Origin of the sequence: Desmonostoc muscorum LEGE 12446 (genome assembly GCF_015207005.2) — a bacterium.
Lineage (GTDB): Bacteria > Cyanobacteriota > Cyanobacteriia > Cyanobacteriales > Nostocaceae > Nostoc > Nostoc muscorum.
Genome location: NZ_JADEXS020000001.1, coordinates 6,846,734 through 6,866,806, shown reverse-complemented (window position 1 = coordinate 6,866,806; position 20,073 = coordinate 6,846,734). Strand labels below are relative to the sequence as shown.

Genomic DNA, 20,073 nt, shown 5'->3' with positions numbered 1-20,073 from the left:
GCAGTTTGTAGCTAAATAATATACAGCTTTCTGATTCCCAAATAATCAGGCTAATACAGTCAGCAAATCAGTTTAATTGAGGCCAGTTCTTTGTACAAATGTATTTTTCGGAAATCACCTCAATATTAGAAATCCTTAGTTAGCCGATTTGATGTGTTTTCACTTATACCCTTGTACAGTTGCGCTTCATAAAGCGTCTTGTAAAAACCATTACGAAGCATCAATTCCGTGTGATTTCCAACCTCCACTAACTGGCCGTGGTTTAATACAACAATGCGATCGGCTCGGCGGATGGTTTGTAATCTGTGGGCAATGATGATGGAAGTTCTGTTGGCGGTGACTCTGGCCAGCGCTGCTTGGATGGCAGCTTCAGTTTCTGGGTCAATGCTGGCAGTGGCTTCATCTAGAATGAGGATTTCGGGGTCTAGGGCAATGACACGGGTAAACGCCAGCAACTGGCGTTGACCTTGCGATAGATTTTGGCCACGGTCTTCCAGTACCGTATTAAAGCCTAGTGGCAAGGACTCGATGAAACCCAGGGTCTGTATCAGTTCGGCGGCATGTCGGGCATCTTCTTGCGTGATCGTCGGGTTACCTAATGCGATGTTGTCATAGACGGTGCCAGGGAACAGATGAAAGTCTTGAAAGATGACACCTACGCGCTTACGGATCTGTGCAGGGTCTATCTGCATGATGTCGATGCCGTCGATGAACAAGCTATTTTCAGGCACATCGTAAAAACGACAGATGAGCCGCGTCAGCGTGGTCTTGCCAGAGCCGGTGGGTCCAACGATGGCGATGTTCTCGCCGGATGCCACATTCAGATTGAAGTGCTGAATAACCGGTTCGCCAGTTTCGTAACGAAAATTCAGGTCACAAAACTCGATACGGCCATGTAAGCCTTCGGGCAAGGGTATGGGCTGTGGCGGCACAGACAAAGACTCCTTCCAGTCCAGCAGCCGGAATATGCGATCGCACGCTGCTGCCGCTCTAAATACCGCATTAGCTTGATCGCCTAAGGCCACAATCGGACGGAACAGCATGTCACTGAATTGCAGGAACAACACGATTGATCCCAGAGTAGTAGTGTGGCTAATTACATGTTGCCCACCGAACCACAGGATGCAAGCGATCGCCAGATAAGACACATTGTCGATGATCGGGTTGTATACGGTCTCAGCCATGATGGCCTTAGTCTCAGCCACCCGATTGTCCTCGTTAATGGCAGAGTAGCGTTTAAAGTTCAGTGCCTCCCGCCCGGACATCTGCACGATTTCAATACCCGATAAGTTTTCGTGCAAATGCTCGTTGAGGCGCGATAGGGTGGTGCGGATGACTTGATAAATCGGCCCGGAATAATATCTGAACACGATGATCACACCCGCCACAAAAAACAAAAAGGGCGATAGCTTTGCCGTGAGCATCGAATCCAGAGACAGCATTACGCTAACGGCGACAACGAGGGGAATTAATTCTCCAGCCAGCGCGCCGACACCAGTCAGCAGTTCGGACAAGCTCTCGATGTCATTGGTGATCCGAGTCAATACCTGCCCAACCATAACCCGATCATAAAAAGCAGCGGGCAGACACTCGACATGGGCAAACAGATCGCGACGCAGATCGGAAAGACCCAACAGTGCCGAAAAGGACAACTGGGTGCGGAAGGCATACCCAAAACCAGACCACAGCAGCACCCAGAGCAAGCCAACTATGGAGGCTGCGATTATTTGCTTGGTGCCCAGCGCGATGGCCAACCAGTGGATTAAAGCCGTTTGTCCATAGTCTGGCAGATCTGTCCGGTAGTTGTGCATCAGAATGCCGTCAACTACCACTCGACTAACCACGATTGGTACCAACACGGCGGCGGTGGCCGAAAGCATAGCAAACAGCAGCGCTAAGGCAATGCGCCAACGATACGGACCCATCCAGTACCACAGCCGCCAGACATTGCTGACAAAAGAGTTAGGCGTACCGATTGAAATTTCAAAGGGGTCGAGCCGGCCAAGAGTGTTGGAGGTCTTAGATGATGTCATAATTTTGATCGCCCCAGGACTTACGCATTAACAAATTAGATAAGTCTTCTGCATGGATTTGAGGACTTCTTCACAGGTTGCTTCTGGTTGTGGGAAAGGTCGTTTTTTCGTCAAGTCGTGTAGTCATTGCTTTCTTGATGTATTTGCTACTCAAGCAACCCGTATATTTCTGGTTTTGTAGGTTCAAGCTCAAGCTGATATATTACTTCCTCTACTTTCTACTGCTTGTTTTAGTCTCTGGAACCACTTATAAAATAAAATACTGTTAATCGGTCGAAATAGTGTATTTTTTGATGAAGTTTATAGTCTCATGAACAAGAGTAAAAAGCAAGCAGACATAGAATGGCACTAAATGTGCAATTCCTCCCAACACCGAATCAAAGATTTCGGTGTCGGGAGGAATTGCGGGGGAATTTGGCTGCGTCCCTCTCACTTCCAATATCTTTATGACAATTTAATTGATCTAGAATCTGGTGAAAGATCCTGTGCACTTGTCCGTTTTTTCAAAACTAATTCCTACGGAAAACTTACTCAAGGTAGCCATCGGGGACGAAATCCGGCTAAGGGGAGTTGTTCTGGTCTAATTTCCACGGTTGCGGCGTCGGCGATGGGCAATAGGGGCATTAACCATAGGCTGCTAGTAGCGATCGCATCTCCGTCATCAGTTTTCAAAGTGTTTGTAGATAATGATGTCGGTGGGTTTGTCTGCGGTACTACTTGGTCAAATAACAAGCCCAAACCGTCAGCAGATAAACTCATTTGCACATTTCGCTGTTCGGGGGGGAGTAACAACAGTGGTTTTTGTTGCCCGGTTTTCAGGTCAATTGCCACTACATAAGGTTGTTCTATGTATTGTTCTTTGGATATTAGCTGTGTCAACAAGCAGTACAGGGTGGGTGAAGCGGTGTCAAATTGGCAGCTGAGAATTGAGCCTGTTGTTTTTACTAGTTGTTTCTGTAGGCCTTGGTTTGTGACTAAAAACAAATCTCGCGTGTAATCTGTATTAAATCTTACCATTGCTGCTTGAGAACCATCTTTAGAGAAAGCCTGTACTAAACCAAACTGTGGCAGAAAATCTAAGGGTTTAGTGGCATCTCCTTGCAGTGGTAAAATCGCTGCTCCCTGTCCTTGGGCAACTGCTACGGCTTTACTATCCGGGGTAATCATAAAGTCTCCCCCTGGCTGGCTTTGCAAGCGTTTCGGGGTGGGTTTTTCTCCCCCAGCGTCAATGGTTGCTGGCATCAACCATAGTCCAAAGTCGCCGGGATTAGCTTTGTTTCCCCGCTGGATGACGATAGTTTGTCCATCGGGTGATAAATCAAATTTGAGGTTTTGATAATCTTTGCTATCTAAAATTAAGTCAACTCTGCCTGCTGGTTCTACTTCTCGTCCAGATTTACCAGAAACGCCGGTTGTCACTGTGTACAGTTGGGCTGAAAGTAAGTCTTGGTTTTTGGTGGTGCGAGCCGAAAATAAAATTTTCTCGCCATCTGGAAATGACTCAAAGTCCATTACTATCAAGTCTTTGGGGGTCAGTACCCTTTTTTGCTCTTGGGTTAAGTTGTAAAGAATTAACCTTCCTTGTTCTTCTTGCTCGGTTCCTATGTAAAGAATGACGCGATCGCGTGTGCGGAAGCTACCGACAAAAGGCTGCATTAGTCTGTTTTTGCCTTCTTGCTGGGCAAACTTATCTTGAGCTCCCTGCAACTTTAGTTGATAATTGGTCCCGTAGGGTGCTGGTGTCAGGAGTGTATACACCATCCGTCGTCCTGACCAACTCACTTTCCCCGCGAGAGGCGGATCGATCGCTTTTTTCAAATTATCCTCTACGCTTTTTGTGTCCATTGGGCGGCTAAAGGTGAGGGCAAAAGATAGATCCTCTGCCCCAATTTGTTGATTTTGCCAGGTAAATTCCCGGACACGAGCAGTTACCACATCACCTTGCAATAGAATTAACCCAATTAGCACACTCAGCAGTAGCATCAGTGCGATCGCTATCCGATCAAGTGGTTGAATAAATGCTTTTGATTTAGTCATTGGTTATTGGGCATGGGGATGAAGGGACGCTCTTACGCGGGGGCGCAAAGAAAAACAAAAGACAAATGACAAATGACTAATAACTATAAGGATTCTGCGGTTGAGGAATTTTTTTAATAGAAGTAGCGGCAATGGTAAGTTGACGTTTGCCTGAGAGATTTTCTGTGATCATTTGTCCTTCTACTTCTAGCCAAGTATCAGCAGAGTAACGCTCTTGATTATTTGGGAGTTTGAGGGGTAATCCCACAGGATAAGCATCTGCTGCACAGCAAGTTAAGACAAATCGTGCTAAGAACAAATATTCTTTTCCCAGATCTGGCGGATGGATGACAAATCCTTGCACCTTGGCTTTTTGTCCTGTATATGAGTCTGGTTCTGGATAGACATTTAGGGTGCGTACCCAGTCTACAAGCGATCGCTCCTCTGGACGAACAGATACCCGAAAGGCTTGGGGTTTAACGCGTGTAGTTCCCAATAAATCAGCCGTCACACCTCTTTGTAGTGCTTTGTCACTAGCAAAAACTTGGGGTGTAATGATGAAACCCAAAATTGCTGCAATCAATAACAATGTACTGCCCCAACCAGGGGGAAATAAACTAATATGCTGGGTGTTTGGTATGACATCACGGCGGCGTTGTTGCCAAAGTTCCAGCATTTTGAAGAAACCAATAATAATGAAGCTGATACCACAGACAATCACTAACCAAAAATAATTTGGATGAATCAATAGGTTCAGCTTGTTAGTTAGCCAATATCTCAACATCAAAATACCCCAAGCTGTAATTGCTAGGGCATCCAGCCAAGGAAGTAAGAGACTTGGAATTTTAGGTTTGGGATTTTTTTTAGCCATTAGTCATTAATCATTGGGCATGGGGCATGGGGCATTGGTCATGAGGCATTGGTTTTATACAAAGGACAACTGACAACTGACAAATGACAGATAATTTTTAAAAGACGTGCAAGTTGAGAAAAAGTGTGAACAAAAATGTTAATTGTCCTGCTAAAGCAAATAAATAAAAGACAGTTTTTGGCTTAAAAATGGATAACATCAAGCCAACACCTTTGATGTCAATCATGGGGCCAAATACCAGAAATGCTAGCAATGAACCGCTGCTAAAAGTCGAAGCAAAAGACAGGGCAAAGAAAGAATCAACTGTAGAACAAATTGACACTACTACTGCTAATATCAGCATGACTACAATTGAAGTAATAGGGCCAGCACCCAAACTGAGAATTAATTCACGGGGGGCTAGGACTTGAATAGCGGCGGCGATCGCACTTCCTAAAACCATGACTCCGCCTAATTCCCGCAATTCTTGAATGCTGTTATCTATTACTAGACGCAGTTTATCTGCAAGGGGTTTATTGGGAGTAGAGATGATGGTAGGCGGTACTAAATTCGCATCTATCCGCATCGGTAAACCTGCTTTTCCTCCTAAAATATAACTCCCTGATTGCAAAATATTCGGTACTGTTGATTCCTCTTGTATTTGGTAACGCTTACCACGCCGTTTGGTTTCAGGCGGCGCAGGAGGATTAAATTTCATATACCGAGCGATCGCAGGTTGGACTATAGGATTTAAGTCCTTTTGAAAACTGAAAACAAAGCCGATAATTGTCGCAATTGATAGAGAAAATACAACCCGTAATACTACTATTTCTGGCTGATCTCGAAAGGCTGTCCAAGTTGCCCAAATTACAACTGGGTTAATTGTTGGCGCTGCTAGCAAAAAACCAATTGCCACTGGTGTCGGTACTCCTTGAATTAGGAACCGCCGCGCTACCGGTACATTCCCGCACTCACACACCGGAAATAAAAAGCCGATCATACTGCCAACTAAAGCACCCAACAGCGGATTTTTGGGCATTTTTTCGACTAATTTGCGCTCATCAACGAAAAACAGCAGCAAACTGGAGAATAAAACCCCAAGAAGCAAAAAAGGCATCGCCTCGACTAGCAGACTTAAAAATAGCGTAAAACCATTGTTGAGTTGATTCATGGGCGTCGCTGTCAAAAGCGGTTTTGAGTTTTTGGGTTCTGCCTAGTCATTCTATCGAAATGGGGATCAAAAGCAGTTCGGAAAAATTAAACATCATTTAAATAACAAGCTGCTCTACGGTTTTAACTAGCGCTTAAACGCTACAAGCCTTGGATTCAAACGAGATAGTGATATTTGCCTGAGTGCATTTACTGATGATGACCATTCCTAAGATTGTCTGAGTTCAGAAATTGTTCCGATTCTAGAGGGCAAGTAGCTGCATAGATAATTTTAAATTTCCCTATGTTTATACTTACAGTAATTTTCAGCAATCAGATATCATCTGGGCTATATTTTCATCAAGGATTTACAGTTATTCAACATTTGGCGATCGCTGCTGGTTGCTACCATAATTGATTTTCGCTAATTTTGGCAAAATTTCATCTGAGCTTTGGTTGATTTTTTACTACAAAAACTCTAAAAATGCAAGACCTTGGGCATGGGGCAGAAGAGGCAGAGGTATAGGGTGCAGAGGCGAAAGATTGCTCCCTCATCTCCCCTGCTTTTGTCCCCTACAGCCAAAACACATTTTAGCTGTGTATTATGTTGTTGTTTGTAATATAATATTGTGTGAGAGTCTTTTTTTACTTGTTAAATATACTTTTTACTTATGACAAATGTCGTGTTTGTTGGTGTAATTTTAAACAATCCTCTGAGCTAGCGTTTGTAATCAAGATGAATGGCTTTCAAGACGCATTTATCTCTTATGGACGAGCAGATAGCAAAACCTTTGCATTTTATCTCCATAACCGATTAATTCAACAAAATCTGAGGGTTTGGTTTGACCAAAGAGATATTCCTTTGGGTGTAGATTTCCAGAACCAAATTGATGAGGGCATTGAAAAATCAGACAATTTCCTGTTCATCATTTCACCTCACTCGATCAACTCGCCTTATTGCCGTAAAGAAATTGAGATGGCAGTGCGGTGCAACAAGCGAATTATTCCACTGTTGCACGTAGAGGAAATTAGTCAGGAAACTTGGCAGCAACGTCATCCCACACTAACTTACAACGACTGGGAAACCTACAAAGCCCAAGGATTACATTCCTGTTTTCCAAATATGCATCCGGCAATTAACAAGATTAACTGGGTGTTATTTCGGGAAGGAATTGATGATTTTGAGACATCTTTTGCTGGGCTGTTGAAGATACTTGTGCGACATCGAGTATATGTTCATCAGCACACTTACTTCTTAGTGAAAGCATTAGAGTGGGAACGGCATCAGAAACAGTCGCTTTACCTATTAATTGGAGAAGAACGGGCAAAAGCACAAACCTGGCTGAAGCATCGATTCAAAGATGAGCAGCCTCCTTGTGAGCCGACAAATTTGCATTGCACCTTTATTTGCGAAGGTATTAAAAATGCTAATAACCTAATGACCAATGTATTCTTCTGCTACGCTGAACGTGACAAAGCGTTGATGGAGAAAATTGCCCAGACTTTGATGCGAGAAAGCTTCACTATCTGGATGAATAAGACAGATATTCACTCTGGAGCAGCGTTACAGGAGACAACTAATTGGGGTATTGAGGAAGCTGATAACGTACTTTATATCATGTCTTCGGCATCTCTACAATCTGGATACTGTCAACAGCAACTCACCTATGCCCTGTTTCATCATAAGCGCGTGATTCCGCTATTAGTGGCAAGCCCAGATTTGGAGAGGATTCCGGCTGATATGCTTGTGTTGCAGTTCATTGATTTTACTGGATACGAGGATGAGCTAAAATACCGCGAGGATATTGCTAAGCTGATCAAAGTTCTGCATCAGGATGCTGTCTATCACGAACAACATAAGATGTTGCTGGCAAAAGCCCTGAAGTGGGAACGGCAAAGGCATAATCCGACTCTGTTACTGCGAGGTAACAATCTCCGCCACGCAGAAACATGGTTGAAAGTGGCGAAACAGCGATCGCAGTACCTACCAACTTCCCGACAAGAGCAATTCATCGCCCAAAGTCTCAAGCAACCGCCAGAAGCCTCTCTAGATATTCATATTTGCTATTCGGCCATCGATTCGGACTTTGCTCGCAAACTCAACGATGCACTACAAACTCAAGGCAAGACGACTTGGTTTGACCAAGAAAGCATTGCCTTTGGAGATGAGTTTCAGCAAGAGATTTACCAAGGTATAGAAAATTCACACAATTTTCTATTTGTGATTTCCCCCAGTTCAATCAATTCGCCCGATTGTAATACTCAGGTGCAGTACGCCATGAATCTGAATAAGCGTATGGTTTCTGTCCTGTATCGAGAAGTCTCGAGGATAGGTGACCTGCACCCAGCTGTCGCCAGTGCCCAGTTGATTGATTTTAGAAAACATCGGGGAGAGTTCTTTACCAACTTTGGTGAACTAATCCGCACCATAGATACAGATATTGAGCATGTGCGTGCCCATACCCGTGTGTTAATCAAGGCAATGGAGTGGGATCGGGAAAAACGCGACGATAGCTTCTTGCTACGGGGCAAAGATTTGGTAACTTCCGAGCAATGGCTGGAACAATCAGTAAATAAACAACCTAGAGCTACAGACATTCAAATCCAATACATTACCGCTAGTCGTGCCTTCCTCTTACGTAAGGTAAAACCTCAAACTGTACTGTGGACTAGTGTGACTGTCACAGTCTTATTGTTCATCGCCCGATTTTTGGGGTTAACGCAAGTATTAGAACTGCGGGCATATGACCACCTCATGCAGTTACGCCCCAGCGAAGCCCAAGACAAACGTTTTCTGATGATTGATGTTGACCAAGACAGCATTCAGAAGTTGAATGAGAACCCCAGATACAAAGCCGGGAGTGGTACAATCCCCGATGCTGCACTTGACGATCTGCTGAAAATCTTGAATCAGTATCAACCCAAAGTCATCGGATTAGATTTCATCCGAGATTTTCCGGCTCAGCCAGACTTGGCGGCGCGTCTAAAGCAGACTCAAAATTTAATTGTAGTTTGTAAAAAAAGCTATATTGATGAGTCCGGTAAAGAAAGTAAAGGCATCAAAGCTCCATTGGAAGTGCCATTAGAGCAAGTTGGGTTTGGTGACTTTGTTGATGATAAGAATGCAGGTTATATCCTTCGCCGACATTATCTCATGCAGACGGTAGATCCTGAATCTTGCAATACACGAGAAGCCTTTAGCTTGGTGATTGCCCGTCGATACCTAGAAGGGCAGAATCAGCCTTACACCTCTCCGGTTGAGAACGGCGATTATGTGCGGGATATGCAGTTTGGTAAGACTGCGATTCCCCAACTGCTAGGGAACGGTGGTGGCTACCAAAATATAGACAACATGCTTAGGGGGTATCAAACGATGCTCAACTATCGTGTTCGTCACGGTGACCCCGACCAATTTGCTCAGCGGGTCAGTATTGAAGAGGTGCTGAATAATCAAGTTTCTCCCCAGGATATCCAAGATCGGATTGTGTTCATTGGGTTGACTGACAGACACGCCAGAAAAAGCGACTACTGGAATACTCCTTATGGGGATATTCCCGGAGTAACCTTACAGGGACAGATGGTCAGCCAGATTCTCAGCGCTGTGTTAGATGGGCGTCTACTGATTTGGTGGTGGCCTGTTTGGGGTGAAACCTTGTGGATTTTTGGTTGGTCTTTGGTCGGAGGTGTAGTACTCTGGCAATTTCAGAGAAGGCGATCGCTTATTGGTGTAGGAGTTAGTTCTTTTGTTGGTCTTTACGGAATTTGCTATTTAGCTTTGGTATATCAAGGTTGTTGGATACCTCTAGTTCCCCCAGCGATCGCTCTGGTCGTTACTGGAATTGGAGTCAGTTATCTTACTTATAGACTGCGAAAATTATAGGGGTTTTTAACTGATGATGCAAATAAGACCAAACTTTCGCAAGATTATTCCTATATCTACGCTTACGGCTTTATTATCTACCAGCCTAGTATCTCCCTTTTTTTCACAGCCAGTACAGGCACAGTCAGTTCTGCAACGAATTCAATCGCTGTTTACTCGGAAACGCTCTGAAGGAGCGGCATCTGGGCGTTCTCGGGCTGGGGTTAGTCGTTCCCAATGCTCTGAACTTGATGCCAATAACCTCATTGCTTTGGTTCCTGAAAGTAACGAGGGTTTGACTACCAATAAGTATCCTAACTTTTTATTTTTTGTACCCTTTGGTGGTTCTGCTAAATCTCCTCCTGCCAAATTTCGATTGCTAGATGAGCAGAAAAACCCTGTTTTGAAAAATCCCATCCTGCTTTCGTTACCTAAACAAAAAGGTCTTGTTAGTTTGAAGTTACCCTCTAGTGAAAAACCGCTACAGGTTGGCAAAAGATATAACTGGTACTTTTCAATAAGTTGTACAAATCAGCAAGGCACACCGACAATTTTCGATGTCAACGGATGGATTAAACTGGTTGCTCCCAACTCAGCCCTTGTACAACAGCTAAAGAAAACACCGCCTCAAAATCAGTACGCTGTCTATGCTGAAAACGATCTTTGGTTTGACACCGTGAATCAGCTAGCTAAGTATCGTACTGTTCATCAAAAAGAGTGGACTGAACTTTTATCACTGTATGGTCTTGCAGAATTGCCTCAGACTACAATTACTGAACTACGAATTCAAAAGTAATCTTTAGGGAACTCCAACAAATAAATTATCCAATCTTGTAGGGTGGGCATCCAATACAGTTCGGTTAAGGTTTTTTGATCAAAATTCTACATGACAAAGACAAGGGTAAATCGCCGTCTCTACAACAATCAATTCTTTGTACAGACGGCGATTTACCCTTGTCTCTTGCTTAACAGAACAGTATTGGGTGGGCATCCTGCCCGCCCTGATAATGCAAGTTGTATATGTAACAGCTTAACTACTTTTCAAACAACCTCTTATATCAAGTTCGGATAATTAGTTATGATTCCTACAGTCATTGAACCCCACCCCGCCAAAGCTGTACTTTCTCTCCCCTCCCCTTATTAAGGGGAGGGGATTAAGGGGTGGGGTTCTTGGGTTTTAATAAGTAATCAAGCGAACATGATATTAGAGCCAATTACCAACAAGGACGTAGGGTGCCCAGTAGCGAGGATGTTCGTAGTTGGGCTGTTTGAGAATATCTTGTTGTGCTAGACGAAGTGCCTCTGCTTTGCTGATGTCCGATCGCCCCAAGCGTTGGTAAAATTGCTTAGTAAAGATGACGCTGGATTCATCATCTAAATTCCACAAACCAGCGATCGCACTTTGTGCCCCTGCTCTCACTGTGGTACCAGCAATACCCAACACTGTTTGGTCGTTACCTGTGGCAGTCTGACAAGCACTCAAGATGAGTAATTCAATTACATTTGCTCTTTTTTGCTGCTGAGTGCGGAATAATTTATCCAAATCATCTATCTTGAATTGTCCGTCTCCAGCCAGCAGAAATGTATTTTCTCGGTCAATACCAAATTGACCGTGAGTTGCTAAATGTACTACCTGAAAATCAGACCGATTGAATTTTTGGTTGAAAGTTTCACTGGTAAATTTGTCATTACATATCTTAGGATCATCGCAAATCAAAGTTGTAGATATTCCTGCGTCCTTGATTGCTTCCAACTCATCATTAACTTTTACTAATTCGGGAAAATTTGAAAAGTTCTTGGGAGGTTCTCTCAAACCGGCTGCCAAAACCTTCATTTTTGACCTGCGTAGGGGGAGTGGCTCACGAACTTCCAGACCTAAAACCAGGGAAACAGCGTATTTCTCAACTAAATATTGTTGACCATCGTAGAGAACAGCCATTGGAATATTCCGCAGGGGACTATCTAAGGCAAAAATTAGAGTTTTGATGCCGCTTTGTTCTAAAAGGTCTTTGGCTGGCTCAATTAGCCAACTGTAAACTGTTTGAGCATCTTTTTTGACTTCTTGAAAAGTGCCATTTTCTTGGAGATTTCCCTGGAGTTGGCTGAGGGTGGCTTGAATTTCTGCTATTTTCAGTTGACGAGGAGGATAGCGATACAAGTCTTGTTTTTTAGGCAATTTTAGGATGACTTCTAAGCGGTCTTCCAGAAAAATTGGGTAGATAACAGCTGCTGTTCGGTCTTTTTCGCTGTCAATCACTTTATCCAGTTGCAGTGTGATGTCCTGACAAGATTGTTGAAAAAAGTTTTCCAGTTGTGCGACTTGCAGTGCTTCTAAAACCTCGCGGGCTTGTTTAAGGTTATTCTGACTAGCCTTATCTTGTTGTTTTTGCCCGTCTACAGAAGATGACAACAGTAAGCCAACAAGTTGGCGATACACAGGTTCAACACTTTCTCGGAATGAAAACTGCACATCTGGATTAATACCAGCCAAGTCTTGACGGAGCGATCGCAAGGTATCAAATGCTCCATTATAAGCTATAATTGCCGCTTCATCTTGGTTTTGGGCTTTGAGGATGCGACCAAGTTGCCATTCCCAGCGATAGCTAATATCTGAGGCATTAATTGACTGGGAAAGATTGATGGCTTTTTGGGTGAGGTTTTGGGCAATAGACCATTGCTGAGTTTGTTCATACAGATGTCCCAGATTACCCAACACAAATGCAAGAGATCGCACATCTTGTGAACTCTCGGCTTGTTGACGCGCCACAGCCAGGATTTGGGCAATTTCTTCCAAGAAGGAGGAGGGCAAAGCAGCAAGAGCAGAGGAGTTTGTGTCTGCATTATTTTTTGCTTGTGCCATCTTTAAAAGACTTTGAGCAAAATTAACCTGGCCATAAATGGTAGAACGACCAGGGGACAGACTCGCAAGTTGGCTTTGGACTTGGGGATAGAGGGACAAAGCTTCTGCCCATCGTTGCATTTCTGTAAGTAGGCGCAGGCGGTTGAGCTGTGCTTCGGTCTGAATAATCACAGAAGCAGACGCTTCAGCAGCCTTTTGATAATAACTAAGGGCTTCTTCTCGCTTTCTCTCGGCTGCTTCGGTATTTTTTTGACTAGTTTTGATACTTGCTTGGGAGCGGGAAACATTCCCTAAGCTGAGGTTTGCAGCGGCTATGGCTTCAGGTTGTGGGGCAATATTGAGGCTTGCCTGTAATACCTTCTGTGCCTGTTCCAGGTCGCCCATTACTCTCAGAGCATCCCCTAAACTACGCAGATTTGCTGCTTTAGTCAAAGGAGCGGATTGTTTGTCAAGGCTTTGCTGTAACTTGTCTAAAGTAGTTTTTGCTTGACGGTAAAGACCCAAAGCTTGCAATGCTTGTGCTTGGTTGAGCCGACTTAGGGTAACTCTATTAGAGTTTCCTAATTGATTGTAGAGTGTAGTAGCTTGCTCCCAAATATCTAATGCTTGCTCTATTTCTCCCCGTGCTAGTTGCAAACTTCCTTGAACATCAAGGGCTTGTGCCCAAACTGCTAATTGTTCTGTGGATTTTTGTTTTTGTTGCGGTTCTGATTGCAGCAGGGTAAGGGCGGCGTTAATTTCCTCAGTTGCTTCCTTCCAGCGCCCAAGTTGCTGATAGTTGAGAGAAAGATTGCTGCGGACAACTGCTACGCCAAGGATATCTCGTTTTTTCTGGTAGAACTCAAGAGGTTGCTGTAAGATTGTCACGGCTTCTGAAAATCGCCCTGCTTCATACAGGGTTTTGGCTTGCTGCTCCCAGTTTGGAGTTTGAGTAGTTTCAGCCGCGCTAGGAGTTGTATTTTGAGCAACAACTGGCAAAGTAACACTATATGGTATTACTACACAAAGTAAAGTCGTTACAACAACCAGAACTCCATAACGGCGGAATTTTTGATCTTGTGGGGTGGGCATCTTGCCCGCCCAGTTTATATGGCCGGCAAGATGCCCACCCCATAATAAATAATTGAATATTTTTTTATTTGGAAGTCCCTTAGTAACCCAATCCCCAATCCCCTTTAAAAAGGCGTGTAGACGATAGAGAAATATAAGCCGTTTTCTTGCCATGTTCTTTTGTCTGTAGATTCAACTGATATCAGGGGTATTCCCCAATCAAACCGAGCTGTTAAATTTCCTCCTTGTTGCCACAACAGCCCCGCTCCTACTCCCACTAAGCTGTTACGGTCTAGATTATTACCATTGTTATTCCAGCCAATACCAAAATCTACAAAGGGTGTCAGTTGCAGCAGTCCTCTGGCCTTGGGAACTCGCAGAATGGGTAGGCGGATCTCTGCGGAAGCTAAGAGTCCATTGTCTGTTAATAATGCATCTTGACGATAGCCCCGTACAGTAGATATGCCACCTAAGCCAATCTGTTCTAAAGGTAACAGGCTATTGGCTGCTAACTGCACATCTGTCCTCAGCAGTAGTAAGGCATCCGATGCCAGCAGTCGTACCCACTGTCCCTGTCCACGCCAGGAAAAAAAGCGGCTATCTGGTTCGTTTTCGTTGATTGTGGCATCTAATACACCCAGTCCGAAGCTAAATTGCGATCGCGCTGAATAAACTTCTCGGCTGCTACGCTTAGTCCACTCTTGAGAAAAACGCAAGGCAGAAACGCGAGTGCGACCTTGATTATCTGCCCCTGGGGAAAGAGGATAGGCACCAATATCATCAAGTCCTAAAAATGTTTGGCTACTTTGGCGTGAGAAAGTTAATCCCAGGGCAAATTCTTGAGTTGGGGTTTCAATAATCGGTTGACGAAAGCTCAACTCATAATATTGAGAATTTGCTGTAATATCTAATACGTTAGATGGTTCTTCAATAATATTACTATCAGTGTATCCATAAGCCAGAAAAAGCTTGCCATTACGAGCATTTAATGGTATTAAATAGCTAAGATCAAAACCATTACTACCGTCAGTATTTGTATAACCAATTCTAAAAGCATCACCGTATCCCAACAAGTTGGCCTCATTCAGGAAAACCTGACGCCGGAAACTGCCCACACTAGGCGATCGCCCGTTATCTGCGACAAATTGAGTGCTGAAGGTATCGGCTTCAGTGACTTTGATTTCCAGGATGTTTGTGCCAGGGCGGGTTCCGGCTTGTAAATCGGCGGATAGAGTTTGGATTAAGGGGTCACGTTGCAGGAGTTGTAATCCTTCTAGGAGACGTTCGCGGTTGAGTGGTTTAGTTGCAGCTAGTTTTAGGCGTTGGCGGATATAACCAGACTGCAACCGTCGAGTACCGGTGACATTAATCTTTTCTAAAGTGCCTTCCACCACTTGAATTTTGACGATTCCATCTTTAACGCTTTGGGCTGGTAAGATTGCCCCAGAAGTAATGTAGCCGTGATCGACATATAGTTTAGTAATAGCAGAGCGTGCTTTTTGAAGTTCGGCAAAGGAAATGGGGGTTTCTTTGATGAAGGGTTTGGTGACTTCGGCAAGTTGGCGATCGCTAAATACCGTGTTTCCCTCAAACTCAAATCCTTTGACCAGTATTGTTGTCGCCTCTTGTCCCGGAATTATTTCTGGCTGGGTTGGGGCTTCGGGCTGGGATGGTAACAGTTGGTCTGGTGGTGGTAAAGGTGGTAGGGGTTTTGGTTCCGGTGGCGGTTGCAGAGAAGGCGGCTTGACATCACGAAGTACGGGAGGTACTTGGGCAAATATCTGGTGGGGGGAGTTTTTTGCATAAGCCTCCTTAGCGGTGAGGGGAATTTTAGCGATCGCTAAACTGGTCTGAGGTTGCGGCTGTATTGCCACGGATCGATACAATCCATAACTTGAATACAAAGTCAAGTCTTTCTCAGAAATTTCCTCAGCAGCAGGTGACTCAATTGGGTTGAAGATAACCATTGTCAGACCTAGCAGCAAAGGCTGGTAGAGACTCAACAATCGGATGTTGCATAAATGCGGGATGATTTTATCAGTTTTTCTTTGCGTCTTTGCGCCTCTGCGTGAGATTTTCATCTCCAAATTCAGCAACGCCAACAATGGTTTTGTAAACATGAGAATTACTGGTGACAGAACTTGTTAGAAAATCCAGACTGATGAGGCGTAGCAGTTGCAGCTTGGGCAATCAAAATCACTTCCCCATTGGCACCGTGAATCATTCCTTGAGCTTCCACAAGGGTGGTTGTTGGTGTACTAGTAGGTAGTTCAACAGAACTTGTCACATTTGTTGCGTTGGCTATATCACGAGCCACCCAAGGAATTGGTACTGTACCACTGCTGACGGGATCATCGGGACTAGGAGGCAATCCGCCTCGACCAGTAATGACAAATTCACTTTGTTGCTTAGATGCATTTGCAGTTAGAGGTCTACAGCCTTGGGTAATTTGCTGTGTGGGGTCTACCAAATCTACCGGTAACTCGACAATTCCTTGAGTGGGGTCAACATCGAGAGTGTCAGTTACAATTTCACCTTGCCGTCCTAGTTGGGAACTGGCACTAATATCGCTGGTAGTATTGTTGCGGAGTTGATTTTCTGTCAGCCCTTGACGCTGTTGGAATCCCCAGTTTCTATTGGTGAAAATCTCAATCCGTCCGCCGCTATCTGCATAGGCATTAGCGATAATGTCGCTATTTTCCCAAGGAACTGCAATGACAAATCCTCCTCTATCGCCAGGATTATTAATCCTGATATTTCCACCATTACCTGGGCGATTACTTGTACCTGCGGTGGCGGAAATTAAACTTCCATGACGTAGTAGTAAAAAATCCTGAATATTCAGCCCAATGTCGCCCCCATTGCCTGATGTCGTCTTAGTGCTGATTTCTCCATTATCCAAACGCACTTTTTTAGCAGTGACTTCAATATTCCCGGCGTCTGCTACTTCTTGTTCGCTGTTGCTATTAGCAGTGATCTGCGCCCCATTTTGAATGTTTATTTGTCCATTGGTGCTTTCTATTTTTATGTCGCCACCTTTGCCACTACTTGTTGTTTCAGCCGCTATTTTACCATTGCCAGTGATGGTGATAGATTTAGGAGCAGTAACGGTTACAAATCCTCCATCTCCACTACCAGCAGTGGAAGCTGATACTCTTGAATCATCCTGGAAATTGATAGTCAAATCTTGTCCATTGTTATATTGTTGAATGGTCAAGTTACCACCTTGGGCAGCCCCTTGAGTCTCAACAGATAAACTACTACCACCTGTTAAATTAATGTTAGAGGCTTGGATTCCGATATTTCCACCCTTGGAATTTGTCAGAGTTCGAGCATCTAAAACTGCCCCATCAGTTACACCGAGATTGGGAGTTGTGATTACAATATCACCACCCTGTCCAATATTGCCTTCCTTTAAGGTATTGTTACCACTACTCGATCTGAGATAACTGCTATTACCAGAAACAGTAACCCCAACATTTGCACTCACCTGAATATCTCCGGCATTTCCATCTCCCAAAGTCAACGTTTGTACATATCCTCCATTGTTGACTGAAAGGGAACCAGCCGTTAGTTCTATATTGCCACTATTGCCGCTAGCTTCTTCTGCTACACCACTTAATATTCTGCCTTTATTGGTAACTAAAATCGAATCTGTCGCGTCTACTGAAATATTTCCATTCTCACTTCCATTGTTATTTTGACCCCATCTAGTGGCAGCGATCGCCCCTTCGTCTTCAATAATCAGTTTTCCTGTTTCAATTCTGATAGTGCCAGTACTACCAGTAGACTGTTTAGTGGTCTGAGTAAACAAACCGCTAGGAAATAATAGCTTTTCGGAAGAGTCAGGTATCCTGGCTTCCCCAGTGGGAATATAACCTCCAAGGTACTGGTTGCCTCGAATTGCCGTGATACTGTAACTTTGTGAGAAAATCCCTCTGGGAGTATCAGATGTTTGTCCACTAATTTCTACTCTATCTAAAGCACGTAGAGTGATATCACCACCTTTCCCACTATTGTGAGTAGAAGAAGATATTTGTGCGCCATTATTGAGAATAATGGAAGGAGCATCAATTAAAATATCCCCCCCATTGCCATAACCAAAGGTATCGCTGGTTATACAGTCTCTATCATCTAAAGTAAAAGATGTTTGACTAATAATAGTAATATTGCCTGAACCAAGACCCCCTGTGGAATTAAGTGAAAAAATTTCGATACTGTCTTTGGCTTGAAGGTAAATATTACCTCCCTTTTTTGATTCTTCACGAAGGTTACCAGAGAATGAGAAAGATGCCACAGGCCCTGTCATGGTAATACCGCCATTGATTGCAGTAAGGATAATTTCTCCACCATTTCCGGCTAGACCATTGTTAGAAATCGAGGAAGAGTTCAAATCCCTCCTGATCGTGATGTTGCCGTTGGTTGCATTTAGGCTAATTTTTCCTCCATTTCCAGCGTTACCAGAACCAGACGAGAAAGAGTTCAAATTAAAAGTTGTAATGTTGCCGTTGGTTACATTGAGGCTAATTTCTCCCCCATTTCCAGCGGCATTACGAAGACTAGAGGAGGTAGAGTCCAAAATGTCAGTAGTAATGTTGCCGTTGATTGCATTTAGGCTAATTTTTCCCCCATTTCCAGCGATGTTAGAAAAACTAGACGAGGAGGAGTCCAAGCTGCCAGTAGTAATGTCGCCGTTTGAGGTGCTTATATTAATACTACCTCCGTCATAGACCAATGGTTGGGTGAATCTAATTCCACCATCAGTACTAATCAGTTTGGTATTGATATCCCCCGATGCTGCTGACAGGTAGACTATCCCTCCAGACCCATTAAATGGCTGTAAGGTAACGTCTCCGTTAAGCGTGATTCCTAAAGGTACAGACCCAGTGCTGTAGTCGGGTACATTGCCATAGTTAACGCCCTCATAGTTTAAAGTACTCTGCCCCGATCGCAATATCAATGCTGAACTTGTTCTCAGGGTTTGAGTATCTGGGCCGTCTGGCAACACACCTGTATCCGGCCCATTGATGTTAATATCTCCCTGGAAGCGAATGTTACCTCTAGCTTCAACTAACAGGGATGTTCCTGTATAGCTAGCCGCAAAATCTACATCGCCATTGGCACTGATAATCGGGTCATATTTACTAACAAAGTTTGCCAGTTCTCCTGACACACTCTTGATTAAAAAACTGCCACCAGTTGCAAATTTAGCATCCCCAGAAATTATGCCATCACTAATTAAACTCAAATTGCCGCCACTCACAAAGGGTGTCTGCGTGGGGTGATTCAGCGCTAAAATATCAATTCCTTTATTGCCCTGAATTGTCAGATTACCACCCGATAGTGCAACAAACGGTGTGGTCACACTATCACGCACCCGGACTGTATTTTCAGCCTGCAATGTTAAATCTTTTCCAGCTTGTAGCTGTCCTTGCAAATCCAGATTACCAGCTGATAAAGTCAAATCTTGCCCCGCAGCCAGATTTCCTGTGCTGCTAATAGTTGCGTTGCCATACTGCACTCCCAAGGGAACGCTAACTGATAACAGTGGCAATGCTTGCAGGTTATTTACCCCAAATTCGCCTCCATCGGGAAATACCAAGCGATTTGCTGTGGTTGCCAAAAATGATCCCCGGATATCTAATTTGGTATTTGGCCCAAAAATAATGCCGTTGGGATTGAGCAAATACAGGTTGGCTACACCATTTACACCCAATGTTCCCAGGATATTGGAGACATTATTACCAGTCACCCGACTAAAAATGTTGTTAATCCCAGAGGGGTTTGCAAAATAGACTCTTTGAGAACTGTTGACGTTGAATTCTTGAAAACTGTGAAACAGGCTTGCGCCGCGTGTTGTACCACCAACTATATTGTCGTTAGCTGTGATTTGAGTCCCTAAAGTAGCGTCAGGGATAATCTGTGCGAAACTCGGATCAATAGCTATGGCTATGGATGCTGGGATGAATGTTGCGATCGCCATTAAGAAACTCAACCGTTGTGGATTAAGACTCTTGCTTGGACTCACGGTAGTACCTCATGGCAGTATTGTTTATGCATATGCTTAAAAATATCACTTAAGCATAAGTATATAGATGTTTGCTTGATAATACTAGATATAGCGATTTTCATTTGAATGAGATACATGGTAGGGGCGCACAGCTAGCTGTGCGCCCCTACCAATTCTCTGCACTCCAAGCAATTGCAAACTGCTATATAGCAGTCCTAAATCATTTGTGAAAATTATATGTCTCTT

At 44.0% G+C, this 20,073-nt stretch carries 9 protein-coding genes; 2 read left to right on the top strand and 7 right to left on the bottom strand.

From position 1 onward, the window contains the following. Positions 1 to 125: 125 nt before the first annotated feature. From IQ276_RS28490 to IQ276_RS28475, 4 genes are all read right to left on the bottom strand, one after another. On the bottom strand, positions 126 to 2,033 hold the full coding sequence (locus IQ276_RS28490; protein ID WP_193916789.1) for an ABC transporter ATP-binding protein: 1,908 nt from the start codon (positions 2,031 to 2,033) through the stop codon (positions 126 to 128). Between the two features lie 531 nt (positions 2,034 to 2,564). Continuing rightward, positions 2,565 to 4,070: a hypothetical protein gene (locus tag IQ276_RS28485; protein WP_190876435.1), complete on the bottom strand. Its 1,506-nt coding sequence runs from the start codon at positions 4,068 to 4,070 to the stop codon at positions 2,565 to 2,567. Positions 4,071 to 4,146: 76 nt separating this feature from the next. Next, positions 4,147 to 4,920 (bottom strand): TIGR03943 family putative permease subunit, encoded by a 774-nt coding sequence (locus IQ276_RS28480; protein WP_190876436.1) that lies wholly within the window; start codon positions 4,918 to 4,920, stop codon positions 4,147 to 4,149. Between the two features lie 97 nt (positions 4,921 to 5,017). Beyond that, positions 5,018 to 6,070, bottom strand: coding sequence for a permease (locus IQ276_RS28475; protein WP_193916787.1), 1,053 nt, complete (start codon positions 6,068 to 6,070; stop codon positions 5,018 to 5,020). A gap of 714 nt (positions 6,071 to 6,784) precedes the next feature. Between IQ276_RS28475 and IQ276_RS28470 the strand changes: the two genes are divergently transcribed. Both IQ276_RS28470 and IQ276_RS28465 read left to right on the top strand, forming a co-directional pair. After that, positions 6,785 to 9,928 (top strand): TIR domain-containing protein, encoded by a 3,144-nt coding sequence (locus tag IQ276_RS28470; protein ID WP_193916785.1) that lies wholly within the window; start codon positions 6,785 to 6,787, stop codon positions 9,926 to 9,928. Positions 9,929 to 9,941: 13 nt separating this feature from the next. Next, positions 9,942 to 10,703 (top strand): DUF928 domain-containing protein, encoded by a 762-nt coding sequence (locus IQ276_RS28465; RefSeq protein ID WP_193916783.1) that lies wholly within the window; start codon positions 9,942 to 9,944, stop codon positions 10,701 to 10,703. Positions 10,704 to 11,111: 408 nt separating this feature from the next. Here the strand turns inward: IQ276_RS28465 and IQ276_RS28460 are convergent, their stop codons facing one another. From IQ276_RS28460 to IQ276_RS28450, 3 genes are all read right to left on the bottom strand, one after another. After that, a complete protein-coding gene (locus IQ276_RS28460) occupies positions 11,112 to 13,838 on the bottom strand; it encodes a CHAT domain-containing protein (protein ID WP_193924878.1) in 2,727 nt (908 codons plus the stop codon). Positions 13,839 to 13,942: 104 nt separating this feature from the next. Continuing rightward, complete coding sequence (locus IQ276_RS28455) at positions 13,943 to 15,937, bottom strand: ShlB/FhaC/HecB family hemolysin secretion/activation protein (RefSeq protein ID WP_228043528.1); 1,995 nt, start codon at positions 15,935 to 15,937, stop codon at positions 13,943 to 13,945. A gap of 5 nt (positions 15,938 to 15,942) precedes the next feature. Continuing rightward, on the bottom strand, positions 15,943 to 19,845 hold the full coding sequence (locus tag IQ276_RS28450; RefSeq protein ID WP_235116051.1) for a two-partner secretion domain-containing protein: 3,903 nt from the start codon (positions 19,843 to 19,845) through the stop codon (positions 15,943 to 15,945). Between the last annotated feature and the right edge of the window lie 228 nt (positions 19,846 to 20,073).